The sequence below is a fragment of the Pseudomonas sp. FP597 genome (assembly GCF_030687435.1).
In the GTDB taxonomy this organism is placed as follows: domain Bacteria; phylum Pseudomonadota; class Gammaproteobacteria; order Pseudomonadales; family Pseudomonadaceae; genus Aquipseudomonas; species Aquipseudomonas lactucae.
Genome location: NZ_CP117432.1, coordinates 1,046,072 through 1,063,378, shown reverse-complemented (window position 1 = coordinate 1,063,378; position 17,307 = coordinate 1,046,072). Strand labels below are relative to the sequence as shown.

At 58.0% G+C, this 17,307-nt stretch carries 16 protein-coding genes; 14 read left to right on the top strand and 2 right to left on the bottom strand.

The features are described from left to right. Positions 1–2: 2 nt before the first annotated feature. The 3 genes from PSH66_RS04865 to PSH66_RS04855 are packed head-to-tail and all read left to right on the top strand — an operon-like array spanning position 3 to position 2,864. On the top strand, positions 3–914 hold the full coding sequence (locus PSH66_RS04865) for an ABC transporter permease subunit (RefSeq protein WP_042944169.1): 912 nt from the start codon (positions 3–5) through the stop codon (positions 912–914). Between the two features lie 10 nt (positions 915–924). Next, positions 925–1,893, top strand: a complete 969-nt coding sequence (locus tag PSH66_RS04860; RefSeq protein WP_003171718.1) for an ABC transporter ATP-binding protein — start codon at positions 925–927, stop codon at positions 1,891–1,893. Continuing rightward, the gene (locus PSH66_RS04855; RefSeq protein ID WP_078731542.1) at positions 1,893–2,864 is read left to right on the top strand and encodes a peptide ABC transporter ATP-binding protein; all 972 of its coding nucleotides are present in this window, start codon (positions 1,893–1,895) and stop codon (positions 2,862–2,864) included. Before PSH66_RS04860 ends, PSH66_RS04855 begins: the two co-directional genes overlap by 1 nt. 102 nt (positions 2,865–2,966) lie before the next feature. Here the strand turns inward: PSH66_RS04855 and PSH66_RS04850 are convergent, their stop codons facing one another. Beyond that, positions 2,967–3,410: a hypothetical protein gene (locus tag PSH66_RS04850; protein ID WP_305428497.1), complete on the bottom strand. Its 444-nt coding sequence runs from the start codon at positions 3,408–3,410 to the stop codon at positions 2,967–2,969. Between the two features lie 576 nt (positions 3,411–3,986). Here PSH66_RS04850 and PSH66_RS04845 point away from each other — a divergent pair. From PSH66_RS04845 to PSH66_RS04820, 6 genes are all read left to right on the top strand, one after another. After that, positions 3,987–4,667, top strand: a complete 681-nt coding sequence (locus tag PSH66_RS04845) for a bifunctional 2-polyprenyl-6-hydroxyphenol methylase/3-demethylubiquinol 3-O-methyltransferase UbiG (RefSeq protein ID WP_305428496.1) — start codon at positions 3,987–3,989, stop codon at positions 4,665–4,667. A 34-nt stretch (positions 4,668–4,701) separates the two neighbouring features. Further along, entirely contained in the window at positions 4,702–6,243 is a 1,542-nt protein-coding gene (locus tag PSH66_RS04840) for a class I adenylate-forming enzyme family protein (RefSeq protein WP_305428495.1), read from the top strand. Positions 6,244–6,259: 16 nt separating this feature from the next. Beyond that, positions 6,260–7,300, top strand: a complete 1,041-nt coding sequence (locus PSH66_RS04835; protein WP_305428494.1) for a class I SAM-dependent methyltransferase — start codon at positions 6,260–6,262, stop codon at positions 7,298–7,300. Positions 7,301–7,754: 454 nt separating this feature from the next. Further along, the gene (locus PSH66_RS04830; protein WP_305428493.1) at positions 7,755–8,465 is read left to right on the top strand and encodes an acyl-CoA dehydrogenase family protein; all 711 of its coding nucleotides are present in this window, start codon (positions 7,755–7,757) and stop codon (positions 8,463–8,465) included. Positions 8,466–8,499: 34 nt separating this feature from the next. After that, positions 8,500–8,886 carry an ectoine synthase gene (locus PSH66_RS04825; RefSeq protein ID WP_305428492.1) on the top strand — a complete coding sequence of 129 codons (387 nt, stop codon included), beginning with the start codon at positions 8,500–8,502 and terminating at the stop codon, positions 8,884–8,886. Positions 8,887–8,934: 48 nt separating this feature from the next. After that, positions 8,935–10,137, top strand: a complete 1,203-nt coding sequence (locus PSH66_RS04820; protein WP_305428491.1) for an MFS transporter — start codon at positions 8,935–8,937, stop codon at positions 10,135–10,137. Between the two features lie 96 nt (positions 10,138–10,233). Here the strand turns inward: PSH66_RS04820 and PSH66_RS04815 are convergent, their stop codons facing one another. Further along, positions 10,234–11,817 carry a peptide chain release factor 3 gene (locus tag PSH66_RS04815; RefSeq protein ID WP_003171715.1) on the bottom strand — a complete coding sequence of 528 codons (1,584 nt, stop codon included), beginning with the start codon at positions 11,815–11,817 and terminating at the stop codon, positions 10,234–10,236. Positions 11,818–12,149: 332 nt separating this feature from the next. Here PSH66_RS04815 and PSH66_RS04810 point away from each other — a divergent pair, with 332 nt between their 5' ends. The 5 genes from PSH66_RS04810 to PSH66_RS04790 all read left to right on the top strand — a co-directional run bounded on the left by PSH66_RS04810 (position 12,150) and on the right by PSH66_RS04790 (position 17,178). Continuing rightward, complete coding sequence (locus tag PSH66_RS04810) at positions 12,150–12,866, top strand: ABC transporter permease (protein WP_141064352.1); 717 nt, start codon at positions 12,150–12,152, stop codon at positions 12,864–12,866. A 20-nt stretch (positions 12,867–12,886) separates the two neighbouring features. After that, a complete protein-coding gene (locus PSH66_RS04805) occupies positions 12,887–13,780 on the top strand; it encodes a glycine betaine ABC transporter substrate-binding protein (RefSeq protein ID WP_003171713.1) in 894 nt (297 codons plus the stop codon). Between the two features lie 12 nt (positions 13,781–13,792). Next, the gene (locus PSH66_RS04800) at positions 13,793–14,446 is read left to right on the top strand and encodes an ABC transporter permease (protein ID WP_003171712.1); all 654 of its coding nucleotides are present in this window, start codon (positions 13,793–13,795) and stop codon (positions 14,444–14,446) included. Further along, positions 14,443–15,600 (top strand): betaine/proline/choline family ABC transporter ATP-binding protein, encoded by a 1,158-nt coding sequence (locus PSH66_RS04795; protein WP_305428490.1) that lies wholly within the window; start codon positions 14,443–14,445, stop codon positions 15,598–15,600. Before PSH66_RS04800 ends, PSH66_RS04795 begins: the two co-directional genes overlap by 4 nt. Positions 15,601–16,014: 414 nt before the next feature. Next, complete coding sequence (locus PSH66_RS04790) at positions 16,015–17,178, top strand: type III PLP-dependent enzyme (protein WP_014716890.1); 1,164 nt, start codon at positions 16,015–16,017, stop codon at positions 17,176–17,178. Positions 17,179–17,307 lie beyond the last annotated feature (129 nt).

Below are 17,307 nucleotides of genomic sequence, written 5' to 3'. Positions count from 1 at the left end.
CCATGACCACACCTACACAAGCGTCGGCAGTCGATCAAAGCCTGCTGTACCCGTCCCCGTACAAAGAATTCTGGCAAGCCTTCTCCAAGAACAAAGGCGCGGTTGCCGGCCTGCTGTTCATGTTGCTGATCGTGTTCTGCGCGATCTTTGCGCCCTGGGTGGCGCCGCATAACCCCAGCGAGCAATACCGCGACTTCCTGCTCACGCCGCCGTCGTGGCTCGAAGGCGGGCAGATCCAGTTCCTGCTTGGCACCGACGAACTGGGCCGTGACCTGCTCTCGCGCCTGATTCAGGGTTCGCGCCTGTCGTTGCTGATCGGTTTGTCGTCGGTGGTGATGTCGCTGATCCCGGGCATCCTGCTGGGCCTGTTCGCCGGGTTCTTCCCGCGCTTGCTCGGCCCGACCATCATGCGTCTGATGGACATCATGCTGGCCCTGCCGTCGCTGCTGCTGGCCGTTGCCATTGTCGCGATCCTCGGCCCTGGCCTGATCAACACCGTGATCGCCATTGCGATCGTGTCGCTGCCGTCCTATGTGCGCCTGACCCGTGCCGCAGTGATGGGCGAACTGAACCGCGACTACGTGACCGCCGCACGCCTGGCCGGTGCCGGCCTGCCGCGCCTGATGTTCGTCACCGTGCTGCCCAACTGCATGGCGCCGCTGATCGTACAGGCGACCCTGAGCTTCTCCTCGGCGATCCTCGACGCCGCGGCGCTGGGCTTCCTTGGCCTTGGCGTACAACCGCCAACGCCTGAGTGGGGCACCATGCTGGCTTCGGCCCGTGACTACATCGAACGCGCCTGGTGGGTTGTGAGCCTGCCGGGTCTGACCATTTTGCTCAGCGTGCTGGCAATCAACTTGATGGGTGACGGCCTGCGCGATGCGCTGGACCCGAAACTCAAGAACGCCGCCTGAGGAGATTCCCATGTCACTGTTAGAAATCAAGAATCTCAATGTGCGCTTCGGCGACAAGACCGCCGTGCCGGTGGTCGATGGCCTCGACATTTCTGTCGACAAAGGCGAAGTCCTGGCCATCGTTGGCGAGTCGGGTTCGGGTAAGTCCGTGACCATGATGGCGCTGATGGGCCTGATCGAGCACCCCGGCATCGTCACCGCCGACGCGCTGACCTTCGACGGCAAGGACATGCTCAAGCTGAGCAACCGCCAGCGTCGCCAGATTGTCGGCAAAGACCTGGCAATGGTGTTCCAGGACCCGATGACCGCGCTGAACCCCAGCTACACCGTGGGGTTCCAGATTGAAGAAGTGCTGCGCCTGCACCTGAAAATGTCCGGCAAGCAAGCGCGCAAGCGCGCCATCGAACTGTTGGAAAAAGTCGAGATCCCGGGCGCCGCCAGCCGTATGGACGCCTACCCGCACCAACTGTCCGGCGGTATGAGCCAGCGCGTGGCAATCGCCATGGCCATCGCCGGCGAGCCGAAACTGCTGATCGCCGATGAACCGACCACCGCGTTGGACGTGACGATTCAAGCGCAGATCATGGACCTGCTGCTGGCCCTGCAAAAAGAGCAGAACATGGGCCTGGTGCTGATCACCCATGACCTTGCCGTCGTCGCGGAAACCGCCCAGCGCGTGTGCGTGATGTACGCCGGCCAAGCCGTGGAAGTCGGCCAGGTGCCGCAGCTGTTCGACATTCCGGCGCACCCCTACAGCGAAGCGTTGCTCAAGGCGATTCCGGAGCACAGCCTGGGCGCCACGCGCCTGGCCACGTTGCCCGGCATCGTGCCCGGCCGTTATGACCGCCCGCAAGGCTGCCTGCTGTCGCCGCGTTGCCCGTATGTGCAGGAAAACTGCCGTCAGAGCCGTCCGGGTCTCGACCCTAAATCCAACAGCCTTGCGCGCTGCTTCTACCCCTTGAACCAGGAGGTGGCGTAATGGCCGTCGTTCTTACCGCCCGCGACCTGACCCGTCACTACGAAGTGTCCCGTGGCCTGTTCAAGGGCCATGCGCTGGTACGCGCGCTTAATGGTGTGTCATTTGAACTGGAAGCCGGCAAGACCCTCGCCGTGGTGGGCGAGTCGGGTTGCGGCAAATCCACCCTGGCCCGTGCGCTGACGCTGATTGAAGAACCGTCGTCGGGCTCACTGAAAATCGCCGGCCAGGAAGTCGCCGGTGCCGACAAGGCCCAGCGCAAGCAATTGCGCAAAGACGTGCAGATGGTGTTCCAGAGCCCGTATGCCTCGTTGAACCCGCGCCAGAAGGTCGGCGATCAGTTGGGCGAACCGCTGCTGATCAACACCAACCTGTCCGCCGCCGAACGCCGCGAGAAAGTGCAGGCGATGATGAAACAGGTGGGCCTGCGCCCCGAGCACTATCAGCGCTACCCGCACATGTTCTCCGGGGGACAGCGCCAGCGTATCGCCCTGGCCCGCGCCATGATGCTGCAACCGAAAGTGCTGGTGGCGGACGAACCGACCTCGGCGCTGGACGTGTCGATCCAGGCCCAGGTACTCAACCTGTTCATGGATTTGCAGCAGGAATTCAACACAGCCTACGTGTTCATCTCCCACAACCTGGCGGTGGTGCAGCACGTTGCCGACGACGTGATGGTGATGTACCTCGGCCGCCCGGTGGAAGTGGGCCCCAAGCAAGACATCTACGCCCGCCCGCTGCACCCCTACACCCAGGCGTTGCTGTCGGCGACGCCGACCATTCACCCGGACCCGAACAAACCGAAGATAAAAATCGTCGGCGAGTTGCCCAACCCCCTGAACCCGCCGCCCGGCTGTGCGTTCCACAAACGCTGCCCGTACGCGACGGCACGCTGCAGCACCGAGGAGCCGCAACTGCGGGCGCTGGATAACCGTCAGGTGGCTTGCCACTACGCGGAGCAGTTCGTGGCCTGACACCCCGCCCCGTAGCAGCTGCCTCGCTAAAGCTCGACAGCTGCTACGGGCATTACAGGGAAGTTTTACAGTGTTCTACAGCCCTTCCCGTCAGGTTGCGCATCAGCCTGGCGGGAGGGGTTTCTTTTTAGTAAAGCGTTGCCGCAGGGTTTTGCCCCAGGGCGAGGCCCCCTTGAGTTCACCCTTGCCCTTTATCCAAATCGCCGCTCCCTCAACAGTGACTTTGAAGTTGAAATCAATCACTGCGCGCCATTGATCGGGGTCAGGCGAAGAGAAATCCACCGTTTTGCGAGTGATGGAGCCGCTCTCCCACTCGAAACTCTTCCCGGCGAACTCGTAATAGGCCCCGGCCAGCGAACCATGGAGATAGACTTCGCCGTCCGGATAGCGCTCGGGAATGTAAAACGTCAATTCTCTTGCGCTGTTATCTGTCGTCCACTTGGCCTGAATCACAAAATCCTCGCTGTCAGCATCAGCCGTTAACGTCAACACCGTCGCTTCGAATTCGTCCTCTGCCAACCAACCACTCAAATGTCCCGTCGCCATGGCGATCTCCCGTCAGCAATGCGATAACCACGTCTTGGATAGTAAAAAGCCAACTGAACGAGCGTCTACTGTCAGATCCGACAGGTAGCCTCAGGATTGGCCGGCATCAACGGTTCGGGTTTACGTCAGGCTTCGGGTGTCGTCGTAGGGCTCGCAGTCTTCCTTCTGTGCAGGCTGGGATTGGGGTTACCCAATTGCCATAGTTGACTTCGTTCTGCTTTTTTCTAGATGACGGGGACGGTGACTTTCCATTAACGCGTACCTGAATCTGCCAGAAAGCCGAGAAAGCTCACTACTTAGTGTTATATAATTTAAAAAAAACGAAACAACCCACCAAAAAAAAGACCGGTCTGAAGGAGCTTTCCGAAAAACAAAAAAAAACAACATGAGCGCTTGTTTTTCGAACCGCTCCTTGACTATTGTATATATGAACAACACCCCTAAACGACAAAACACTATTTAATTAAACCCGACAACTAGCCTACACCACCCTCCATACTCGCTCGCAACATTATATTTAAGCCACACGTTTACTTTGGAAATCCGTGTTGATATAGGCCGCCGGAAAATAACATCATGAAAAAAGTGGATAGTTCTGTCCTGAAAAAATGGTACGACCGCGAATACAGCGCGTGCAATAACGGCACTTTATTTGGCGAGCCACGAGATGAGTTCAAGCATTTTCTATCGACCCTTCCCGATGGCCCCGGTAGCGCTCTTGAGCTCGGCTGCGGAGACGGTCGTAACCTTACTGCTTTAGCACGCAAGGGCTATAGCCTAAGTGGTGTAGATATGGTCGACAGTACTGTACACAGTCGAAAACTCAATCCTTGGTTAAAGAATCTGATATTCCAGCAGTCCGACATATTAACCTATACACCCGTACAGGAAGGCTATGATGTGCTTGTTTGCTCAGAAGTCCTACACTTTTTCAGCAAAGACGAACTTCAACGGGTAATGCCAAAAATAATCCACTCAGTAAAACCAGGCGGATATGTTTTTTTAGATCTTCTGTCAGACTTGACTCGCTTTTTTCAGGCGACTGGGGAACCTTTCATCTGGGACAAAGAGGCTGGATTCTCTATCCAAGACACCGAAGGTTTTTTCGACGCTTGGTTGGGTAATTTTGAGATATTTGCTTCCAATCATTTTTTTGACAGACAAAGTTGGCCACTGAGCAAAGCAGAAAATTTGCCAATTGAGCCCTATACATGGCAAGGGACTTATGTCTCCGTGTGCGCCAGAAAGCGCAAATAACTTTGTAAAGTTTTGCGTGAATGGAGATTGGACAATGCAACTTTTCCATCAGGTCATCGCCAACAACGCCGATAGATACCCGACTAAACCGGCCATCATTCTGGACGGGCAAGCAACTACATATAAGGAATTGCAACAGCGGGCGGACGACATCGCATCGGCGGTGTCAACGCTCGGGATCGTCGCCGGCGACCGTGTGGGTATGTATGCGCAAATTTCCATTGATTTGATCGCCGGCTACCTGGGCATGCTGAAAGCTGGCGTGATCACCGCAGCGACTCATCACACTCTAAGTCGCACCAAACTAATTCACCAACTCAGGCACTCTGACGCCCGGGTGCTAATTACTGACTGCGTTGATGACTTGCCGGGGCTAATTGCCGAGGCAGGTCTAGAGCTGGTTTTGCTCACTGTCCCAGTCCGGATAGCGGTGCCTAGGGCCATTCAACTCGCCGATGCCATCGCCGCATATAAAGATAAAACGGATGTCATTATCCCATCGTTGACCGATGATCCTGAACGGCCTACATCGATCTTCTACACCTCTGGCTCGACCTTCAACCCAAAAGGTGTACTAGTCAATCACCGCATCATGTTGGCTGCCTGCCGCCAAGTCACAGCTTACCTGCAAAACGTTCCTGACGACCGTATCCTCAGTTATTCCACATTGGCATCCGATTACGGCGTCTACAACGTGATGATGCCGCTTTATGCTGGGGCCACCAGTGTCATTGAGAGCCGGCCTGCCGGCAGCGCAGAGGACGTACTCACGGTCGTCGAGCGTGAGTCAGTTACGGCAATGCATGTGTTTCCCCCAGTGTTTTTTCTTCTGACCAATACAGGCCCCCACTGGCAGGCGCGTGTGCCAAGCTTGCGTTATATCTCCAGCAGCGGGCAGGCCCTTCACAGCCGTCACATCCAGCGAATTCGTCAAGCGCTGCCCCAGGCGCGGATCTTTTCCAACTATGGGCTTACTGAATGCAAACGCGTGAGCTACCTGCGTCCTGAAGAAATCGACCAGCGTCCGATGTCAGTAGGTAAGCCTTTACCCGGAGTCAGTGTGTACTTGGTGGACGAACAGGGCCGGGTTATCGACCAGCCCGGACAGGTTGGTGAACTGCTGGTGACTAGCGACTGGCTGATGCTTGAGTACTGGAACATGCCCGAAGCGAATGCCAGTGCCTTTGTTCATGATGCGTTCGGTCATTCACGGCTTTATCGCACAGGCGATCTGTTCAAGCGGGACGTCGAGGGCTATCTCTACTACGTCGCCCGCAAGGATGACGTGTTCGCGCGCAATATCTGGAACGTCAATCCGCGGGAAATTGAGCAATGTCTAGCCTCGCACCCGGCGGTCGCCGAGGTATTGGTGGTACCGGTCGCTGACGAGTCGGAAGGACATGTACCAAGAGCCTGCATCGTGCTTGATGTCGATCAAGTTCATACCAGCGGACAGACGCTCATCGACTACTGCAAGAGACATTTGGACTGGCACATGGTCCCGACCCAGTGTGTATTTCTCAAGGCCTTGCCAAAAACCGATTCGGGCAAGTTCACCGCTAAAGGCCTGATCTGATAGTAGGAGCTATGCCATGAAGACGCCCCTTCACACAATGGATGACGCTGCCCTAGACCGGGATCTGCAACAAAGCGCGATGCTGAAACTCGCCGGACACTTCCACAGCCTGGCGACAGGTAAAAGCCAGGTGCCATTGCAGTCCCTTGATAGTCACCTTCGGTCCGAGATCAACGACCCGCATGTCCTTGACTACCATGACCGATTGATCGAAGGGGCAGGACCGTTGTTCTCCCACTTCATGGCCAGCGTGCCATACATCCTCGAAGAATTATCCAGGGTCGGGGTAGCCTTAACCCGCTTGGCTCAGGTCATTACCAGAAACACAGGTCAAACCTTCAATCTGTTTGAAGTGGACGCCTTTGATGGCAGTAACGGCCGCGCTCTTGCTGGTCATTCTCAGGGCATGATCCGCAGCTTTACCTCGTCGCCGAACCAGGCCAATCAGATAGCTTTCGACCAACATGCCGAACCAGCGCTATCGTGGTTCTATCCTCAGTCAGTATTCAAGGTAACGCCGGCCCTGCTGCAATCCCCTAAATACGATAGTTTCAGCGAGGGTTTCGACTTCATTTATGAGATGGCCGCATTCCAATTCTATACCCGTGACCGCGATGGCCAAATCGCCCATATCAAGCAATTTCTCAAACCTGACGGGCTGGTGTTTTTCCTAGAAAAACTCAACCACCCCGATCCGAAGGAATACCTGCGGCGGGAGAGAGTCAAAGACGAGGAATTCAAGACCCGTTACTTCAGCGAGGAAGAAATCTGCTGGAAACGTCAGCAAATGCTCGAGCAAATGCAAAAAGGTCAAGTCACACTGGAAGAACTAGTGAGCGCCCTGTCAGCCCATTTCACATGTGTGCACCTTCTTTGGAACAGCAGCAACTTCTGTGAATTCGTTGCCTCGAACAACCCGGAACAGATGAAGCGATTTCTGAATATTCTGGGGCCAGTGGTTCAACCATCGAGTTTTTGCTTCGAAGGTTCGCGTCTTGGCGCCATAGTTTCTTCACACAACGGTGGTACGGAGCCAGGCAATGTTCAATATTTCTGAGCAGCCGTTCCACCACGACGCATTACCCTCAATGTGTCGGAGGGCAGCTCAATGCCTGCCCACGTGGCGCGAGCGAGCCGCTGCCGCCGTACTCGCTCGGCGTTTGAGTAGCAGCACATTCGATGAACTGTTTGCCGAAGGTTGGTTAGACCTGTTGTCACCACGTGCACCAGCCACAAGTTCCGGACACTGGCTCACACTCGTGGAAAGCGCGCGTATTGCCGCTAGGGCATGTGCTTCTACGGGCTGGGTGATGGCGGTAGTGGGCAGTCACGCCTCAATTGCCAGGCGTCTGCCCACTAGTTGCATAGACCAGTTGTACAACGACGGTCCACGACAACTATTCGCTTCAGCCTCCAGCAGTGCCAATAGCTTGCTGTCATTTGAGTCCGCTGGGGTACGGGTTGACGGACGGTGGCGCTTCAGCTCTGGTATCGAGGACGCCACCTGGTTGATGCTTCACGCTCCCTGCCTCAACCACCCGGATAATGCTCACACTCCGCGCTTTCTCGTTCTGATCGCCGCCAATGAAGTTGAAAGGCTCGACAGTTGGGATAGCTGTGCAATGGCAGCAACGGGTTCTCACGACGTGCTGACCCATCAGTTGTTAGTGCCCCATGATCGCGTGTTTGCGTTGCACAAGATATTTGCGCAGGACCCGCTTGCTATGACGTGCGATTACATAGACCGATTGCCGCTCGCTCCTTACCTCACCACCTCGATTATTGGGCCGCTATTGGGATGTGCCGAGGGTGCCTTTACCGAGTTTGTAGCTATGTTCAACGGGTCGTTAACGAAAAACGATCCTCGGATCGCCGAACAGGTGGCGCACTCGGCTGCGCAGCTAAATAGCGCCTCCCTGTTGTATGACTCGCTAATTACCCAGCTGCATGACGCAGGTGTCAATGACCGTGCGCTGGATGCGCAACAGTTGTTGCAGCTCAAGCGCGATCGCGCCTATCTGGCGAAACAGTGCGTTCAAGTTGTACGCCGGCTGGTGGAAAGGCTCGGGGCGTCGTCTTTGGTTGCAAGCAACCCGCTTCAGCGCCACTGGCGTGATATCCAGGCTATGGCCGCGCACCGAGACGTTGCCTGGAACGAAACGATGCTGGCCTTCGGCGATACCATCCTGCGCTCCCTCGCAGCCGACGCTCTTAAGGACTGATTTATTTCAATAGACTGTTCCAGAGAGGTTTCACATGTTTGTTCGCAACAAATCCGATGTCGAGAAAACCCCTTATTTCGTCGAATGGGGCGCTGGCACCAGCCACCGTTTGCTCACTGAACACGACGCTATGGGCTTTACGCTGTGCCACACCGTTGTCCGCGCAGGTACGGAGTCGCTGCTGCATTACCGAAATCATCTGGAGGCGTGCTACTGCATCGCCGGAGAAGGAGAAGTCGAAGACATGCAAGGGAATGTCTTTTCAATCCGACCTGGAGATCTGTATGTCCTCGATCAGCATGATCGGCATTTCCTGCGCGGCGGAAAGGAACAGGACCTGATTCTAGTCAGCGTCTTCAATCCGCCACTACGCGGAGACGAGCGGCACACTTTGAATAACAGCTCGGGATCGGCCTACTGATGTCTCCTATCACCGACACACCACGCCGCTCACTCACACGAGGCCTTTATGCGTAAGGACTACCTCGCCTTTTTCACCTCACTGTTTCTCTCGAGGCTGGCGGATCAAATCTTGTTGTTCATGGTTCCGCTGGTGGTGTTCCAGACCACCAACAGCGCCTCGTGGGCCGGGCTGGCGTTTTTCGTTGAATCACTGCCGCGGTTTCTCGCGTTTCCGTTGTGCGGCGCGCTGTGCGACAAGTACTCGCCGATCAGGATCCTGCATATCAGCCAGATCTATCGGGCATTGCTGTGTGTGCTGGCGATGGCGTGCTACGCAGCAGTGGGGGGCATCGCCTGGTTGGTGGTGCTGTCAGCCGTGTGCGGGGTGCTGACCACGCAAGGCATCATGGCTCGCGAAGTGCTGATGCCGTCTGTCTTCGAGCATTACAGCTACACCAAGACCCTGTCCTACTCTCAGATCGCTGACCAGACCGGATTGGTCCTCGGCCCCCTGGTGGCGGCGCTGATGCTGGAGGTGTGGGCCTGGCATTGGGTGGTGCTCTGGGTCGCCGGGCTGTTCCTGCTGGCAGACCTGAGCATGCTGGCGTGGCAGCGCCTCAGCCGTATGACGCTACCGGTGTTCGAGCAGCATCAGGACCTCTGGCTGCAGCCTTTGCGTATCGCTTTCGCGCATATCCGTGATTTGGCGCAGTTGAAAAAAATCATTGTTCTGGCGGTCGGCGTCAATCTGATCGTCGGCGTAACCCTGGCCACTTCGGCGGCCATGGTGATCGGCCAGTACAGCGCCGACAAGGATGCTTATGCAGGACTGCAAGCGGCCGGTGCCGTGACAACCATCCTGATCCTGTTTTTTCTCGCTCGGGTGGAGCTGCCGCTGCGGGTATTGGGTTGCGTTGGCTATTCATTGATTGCCATCGGCGCATTCATCAGCGCCCTGAGCCCGAATTTGGTCGGCTATGGGCTCGGTTTTTTGCTGATCGTTGGCTTCGATAAAATGTTCAACGTCTACATGCGTACGATTCGCCAGCGGGTGATTCCACCTCAAGACTTCGGCAAGACCGTGGGCGTGATGACGTTGCTGAACAACCTGTCACAGCCTTTGGCCGGTTTACTGGTGGCCTTGCTGGCAGCGCCTTTGGGCACGCAGCGGGTGATCCTGATGCTGGCCGTGCTGACAACCCTGCTTGGGGCCGCCACGCTGTGGTGGTTTGCAAGAAAAACCAAACCCACACCCGAACTCGAGTGTTGAACCTGACCAGGGAACGTATGGCTTCTTGAGGTGAAATTCACGCCAAAAAAAGGGCGAAGCCACCATCGCTTCGCCCTTCTCTGTACCGCTCAGACCTTAATGGTGCTCGCGGGTCGCGCGGAATTTCACATCCGGCCAGCGCTCTTCCATCAACGCCAGGTTCACCCGCGTCGGCGCCAGGTAGGTCAGGTGACCGCCGCCGTCCACTGCCAGGTTTTCCACAGCCTTGTTGGAGAACTCCTCCAGCTTCTTCTTATCGCTGCACTCGATCCAGCGCGCGGAATACACGGTGATCGGCTCGTAGGAGCATTCGACCTTGTATTCCTCTTTCAGGCGGCTGGCGACCACGTCGAACTGCAGCACACCGACGGCGCCGAGGATGATGTCGTTGCTGCGCTCGGGGAAGAACACCTGGGTGGCGCCCTCTTCCGCCAACTGCTGCAAGCCCTGGCGCAGTTGCTTGGACTTGAGCGGGTCGCGCAGGCGTACGCGGCGGAACAGTTCCGGGGCGAAGTGCGGGATACCGGTGAAGCCCAGCACTTCGCCCTCGGTGAAGGTGTCACCGATCTGGATGGTGCCGTGGTTATGCAGGCCGATGATGTCGCCGGCAAACGCCTCTTCCAGTTGCTCACGCTCGGAAGAGAAGAACGTCAGGGCGTCGCCGATGCGCACGTCCTTGCCGGTGCGCACGTGGCGCATCTTCATGCCTTTTTCGTATTTGCCCGAGCAGATGCGCATGAACGCGATACGGTCACGGTGCTTGGGGTCCATGTTCGCCTGGATCTTGAAGATGAAGCCCGAGAACTTCTCCTCCACCGGTTCCACGGTGCGTTCGTTGGCGACCCGAGCCAGGGGTTTCGGCGCCCAGTCCACAACGGCGTCGAGCACATGGTCGACACCGAAGTTGCCCAGGGCAGTCCCGAAGAACACCGGAGTCAGTTGACCGTCGAGGAATTCCTGCTGGTTGAATTCATGGCAGGCGCCCTGCACCAGTTCCAGCTGGTCGACGAAGCGGTCGTACTCGTCCCCCAGGTGAGCGCGGGCTTCATCCGAGTCGAGTTTCTCGATGATTTTCACATCGGTGCGTTCGTGGCCGTGGCCGGCGGTGTAGACAATGATGTAGTCGTCGGCCAGGTGGTACACGCCCTTGAAGTCGCGATAGCAACCAATCGGCCAGGTGATCGGCGCGGCCTTGATCTTCAGGACCGCTTCGATTTCATCCAGCAGTTCGATAGGGTCGCGAATGTCGCGGTCGAGTTTGTTGATGAAGCTGACGATGGGCGTGTCACGCAGGCGGCACACGTCCATCAGCGCGATGGTGCGTGGCTCGACGCCTTTACCGCCGTCGAGAACCATCAGGGCCGAGTCCACCGCGGTGAGGGTGCGGTAGGTGTCTTCGGAGAAGTCTTCGTGGCCTGGGGTGTCGAGCAGGTTGACCATGTGGTCGCGATACGGGAACTGCATGACCGACGTGGTAATGGAAATACCCCGTTGTTTTTCCATTTCCATCCAGTCGGAGGTGGCATGGCGGTCGGATTTGCGGGATTTCACCGTGCCGGCCACCGCGATCGCCTTGCCCATCAGCAACAGCTTCTCGGTGATGGTGGTCTTACCGGCATCGGGGTGGGAAATAATGGCGAAAGTGCGGCGTTTCGCGACTTCGGCGGCCTGGTGGGTCATGGGAAATCGCCTGGCAGGTGAGTCAAAAAAGGGCGGCGAGTATAGCGCAAACCGGGCGCACCGGACCACCATTCGCCCGGTTGGGGGTGGCTAAATAAGGCCAAGTGTGGAACCTTTTAAAAGGTGGAGACGTCCACTCCCCTGCCAACACACTCGTATCAGGGGCTGAAAAATCAGCAAGTTAGCCTGACGGGGCAGCGCTTATGGCTCGAACTCATGCCGCTTTTGACGGTATTGGCGAGCTGCATTTCGCGACCACATTCCGCTGACAGCCAGCAATGGCATGCCACGCGCAAATGTGTTCGCCGACAAAAGAAAAAAGGAGTCCGCCTGTGGCTATTCGCTATGGCAAAGGGCTGATAGGAGGCGCGGTTGTCGTCGCGCTCCTGGCCCTGCTGGTCCACTGGATCGGCATCAACACGATCGAACTGTACCGCGACGATTTGTTGTTTTACCTGCAAGCTCATCTGATCCTTGTTTTAGTCTCCATGCTGGCCGCCCTGATTGTGGGCATCCCCGCCGGTATCCTGCTCAGCCGACCGAATTGGGTCGGGCGCGCGGAACGCTTCATGCAGGTCTTCAACATCGGCAACACCGTCCCGCCCCTGGCCGTATTGGCCATCGCCCTCGGCGTCCTCGGCATCGGCAGCGGCCCGGCGATCTTTGCGCTGTTCCTCGCCTCCCTGCTGCCCATCGTGCGCAACACTTACGAAGGCCTGAAAAACGTACAGGGTTCCCTCAAGGAAGCCGCCACCGGCATCGGCATGACCCCGCGCCAGGTGCTGTTTCGCGTGGAATTGCCCAACGCCGTGCCGATCATCATCGGCGGTGTGCGCGTGGCCCTGGCGATCAACGTCGGCACCGCACCGCTGGCCTTTCTGATCGGCGCCAACAGCCTGGGCAGCCTGATCTTCCCCGGCATCGCCCTGAACAATCAGCCGCAATTGCTGCTTGGCGCCGCGTGCACAGCGCTGCTGGCCTTGCTGCTCGACGGTCTGGTGACCATGGCCAGCCGCCTCTGGCTGGAACGCGGAGTGCGTGCGTCTTAAGGCTGGGTAAAGGAATTCACATGAAAAAACTAAGCTTGATATTAGGCTGCGTCCTGCTGTTTGCAGGCATTGCGCAAGCCGCCGAGAAACCGGTAATTCGCATCGGCGCCCGGGTGTTCACCGAACAGACCCTGCTCGCCGAAATCACTTCCCAGTACCTGCGCACCAAGGGTTACGACACCCGTGTGACCGGCGGACTGGGCAGCAACCTGGCGCGCAGTGCCCAGGAAAGCGGGCAGCTGGATCTGCTCTGGGAATACACCGGGGTGTCGCTGGTCGCCTACAACCACATCGACGAGAAGCTCGACAGCGCGCAGTCCTACGCACGGGTGAAAGAACTCGACGCGAAAAAAGGCTTGGTCTGGCTGTCGCCGTCGCACTTCAGCAACACTTACGCCCTGGCACTGCCGGAAAAAGTGGCCAAGGAACACCCCGAGATAAACAGCATCAGCGACCTCACCAACGCCATGGCGCAAGACACCAAAGAGCACCGCCTGGTGGCTCTGGACACCGAGTTCGCCAACCGCTCCGACGGTCTGGCCGGCATGGTCAAGCTGTACGACATGAACCTCACCCGCAAGAACACCCGGCAGATGGATGCAGGCCTGGTCTACACCGCACTGCGTAACGGCCAAGTATTTGCCGGCCTGGTCTACACCACCGACGGGCGCCTGAACGCGTTCAAGTTGAAGCTGCTGGAAGACGACAAGCGCTACTTCCCGGACTACACCGCCGCGCCTGTTATCCGCCAGGAATACCTCGACCAGCACCCGCAACTGGCCGCTGAGCTCAAGCCACTGGCGGACCTGTTCGACGACGAAACCATGCGCCAACTGAATGCACGGGTCGACGTCGACCATGAAAGCCCGTCCGCGGTGGCCGCCGATTTCCTGCGCCAACACCCCATCCATTAAAGAGGAGAAGACATGGAATTCCTGAACGCCTTTTCCCATCTTGATTGGGCCCAAGTCCTGCACCTGACCTGGCAGCACATCACCCTGGTCGGCATCGCGGTGATTCTCGCGATCTTTGTCGGTGTGCCCCTGGGCATCCTGATGACGCGCTACCCGACCCTGGCCGGCCCGTTGCAGGCCAGCGCAACCGTGTTGCTGACCGTGCCATCCATCGCCCTGTTCGGCCTGCTGCTGCCGTTCTACTCCAAGTTCGGCCAGGGCCTGGGGCCGATGCCGGCGATTACCGCCGTGTTCCTCTACTCCCTGCTACCCATCATGCGTAACACCTACCTGGCCCTTACCGGCGTGGAGCCGGGCATTCGCGAAGCCGCCAAAGGCATCGGCATGACCTTCGGCCAGCGCCTGCGCATGGTCGAACTGCCGATTGCGGTGCCGGTGATCCTCGCCGGCGTGCGCACCGCCGTGGTGATGAACATCGGTGTGATGACCATCGCCGCCACCATCGGCGCCGGTGGCCTGGGTGTACTGATTCTGGCCTCCATCAGCCGCAGCGACATGTCGATGCTGATCGTCGGCGCCGTGCTGGTCAGTCTCCTGGCCATCTTCGCCGACCTGCTTCTGCAGTCGTTGCAACGCTCGCTGACTCCAAAAGGATTGCTCAAATGATCGAACTTCAAAATCTGTCCAAGACCTTTCAAAGCAACGGCAAGACCGTCACGGCCGTCAACGATGTCAGCCTGACCGTCAACGAAGGCGAAATTTGCGTATTCCTCGGCCCCTCGGGCTGCGGCAAGAGCACCACGCTGAAGATGATCAACCGCCTGATCAAGCCCTCCTCGGGCAAGATCCTGATCAACGGCGAAGACACCACTGGCCTCGACGAGGTGACCCTGCGTCGCAACATCGGCTACGTGATCCAGCAGATCGGCCTGTTTCCCAACATGACCATCGAGGAAAACATCGTGGTCGTGCCCAAGCTGCTCGGTTGGGACAAGCAAAAATGCCACGACCGCGCCCGCGAGTTGATGAGCATGATCAAGCTCGAACCCAAGCAGTATCTGCACCGCTACCCGCGTGAATTGTCCGGCGGCCAGCAACAGCGCATCGGCGTGATCCGCGCGCTGGCGGCCGACGCGCCGCTGTTGCTGATGGATGAGCCGTTCGGCGCGGTCGACCCGATCAACCGCGAGATGATCCAGAACGAGTTCTTCGAGATGCAGCGCGCGCTGAACAAGACCGTGATCATGGTCAGCCACGACATCGACGAAGCCATCAAGCTGGGTGACAAGATCGCGATCTTCCGCGCCGGCAAACTGCTGCAGATCGACCACCCGGACACGCTGCTGGCACACCCGGCCGACGAGTTCGTCAGCAACTTCGTGGGCCAGGACAGCACGCTCAAGCGCCTGCTGCTGGTGAAGGCCGAAGACGCGGCGGACAACGCCCCGTCGGTGAGCCCGGAAACCCCGGTGGCCGACGCCCTGGAGCTGATGGACGAACATGACCGCCGCTACGTGGTGGTCACCTGTGCCGAGAACAAGGCGCTGGGCTATGTGCGCCGTCGCGACCTGCACCGTCAGACCGGTACGTGCGGCCAGTACCTGCGCGAATTCAACGCCACGGCGGCGTATGACGAGCACTTGCGCATCCTGCTGTCGCGCATGTACGAGTTCAACCGTTCGTGGCTGCCGGTGATGGATGCCGAGCGGGTGTTTTTGGGTGAGGTGACCCAGGAGTCGATTGCCGAGTACCTGAGTTCCGGTAAGTCGCGTGGGGGCAAGACCAGTATTGTTTCGCCTGCCGAGACGGCACTGGCCTGATCTTATGTGGGAGGGGCGGTGCGACGATTCGACTTGCTCCCTCCCACATTTGGTCCGTGATCTGTCAGGGAAATACCTTCAATTATCCCCATCCGGGGAACATCAATCCGTCACACCGGTCGGTTACATAAGTAGTTGCACGCCATCGCGCGACGAACGCGTGCAAAAACGCGACATTTTTAGTTGATCCCACGCCCATCAAGCCCTAAAGTTCGCGCCGAACGTCCATGCTGGAAACGATCCATCCGGCTCAAGTACTGACGACGAGACAGCAAGGCCAAGGGAAGCGGTAATTCCCATGGCCTTTTTGCTTTCGGCGACATGCCTTGGGAAGTAGGCGAACCAAAGTGGGGATACGGAGGACGTTCATTTGCACCCATTGCTAATTTCAGTTTGCCCTTAGGAGTTCCCAGCATGTCGATCAACGTCGAAGACTATTTCGCACGCGCCACTTTTGACAAAATGAAGGCGTTTGCCGACAAGCAAGAAACCCCGTTCGTGGTGATCGACACCGCGATGATCAGCCAGGCCTACGACGACCTGCGCGCCGGTTTCGAATTCGCCAAAGTGTATTACGCGGTCAAGGCCAACCCGGCCGTCGAGATCATCGACCTGCTCAAGGACAAAGGCTCGAGCTTCGACATCGCCTCGATCTACGAGCTGGACAAAGTGATGGACCGTGGCGTCAGCGCCGACCGCATCAGCTACGGCAACACCATCAAGAAATCCAAAGACATCCGCTACTTCTACGAGAAGGGCGTGCGCCTGTTTTCCACCGACTCCGAAGCCGACCTGCGCAACATCGCCAAGGCCGCGCCGGGCTCGAAAGTGTACGTACGTATCCTCACCGAAGGCTCGACCACGGCTGACTGGCCTTTGTCGCGCAAATTCGGCTGCCAGACCGACATGGCCATGGACCTGCTGATCCTCGCCCGCGACCTGGGCCTGGTGCCGTACGGCATCTCGTTCCACGTCGGTTCGCAACAGCGCGACATCAGCGTGTGGGACGCAGCGATTGCCAAGGTCAAAGTGATCTTCGAACGTCTGAAGGAAGAAGACGGCATCCATCTGAAGCTGATCAACATGGGCGGCGGCTTCCCGGCCAACTACATCACCCGCACCAACAGCCTGGAAACCTACGCCGAAGAGATCATCCGTTTCCTCAAGGAAGACTTCGGCGACGACCTGCCGGAAATCATCCTGGAGCCGGGCCGTTCGTTGATCGCCAACGCCGGCATCCTGGTCAGCGAAGTGGTGCTGGTGGCGCGTAAATCCCGCACAGCCGTCGAGCGTTGGGTGTACACGGATGTGGGCAAGTTCTCCGGCCTGATCGAAACCATGGACGAAGCCATCAAGTTCCCGATCTGGACCGAGAAGAAAGGCGAGATGGAAGAAGTGGTCATCGCCGGCCCCACCTGCGACAGCGCCGACATCATGTACGAAAACTACAAGTACGGCCTGCCGCTGAACCTGGCGATCGGTGATCGTCTGTACTGGCTGTCGACCGGCGCGTACACCACCAGCTACAGCGCGGTTGAATTCAATGGCTTTCCACCGTTGAAGTCGTTTTATGTTTAACAGCAGCCGCAAGTTTTAAGCTGCAAGAAAAACCCATGACGTGTCATGGGTTTTTTTATGCGTGCGCCAGGCATGGCGCGTTGCGCGTAAGCGCAACCAGCTTGGCTGTGGTGGCCACGCTGGTGACTT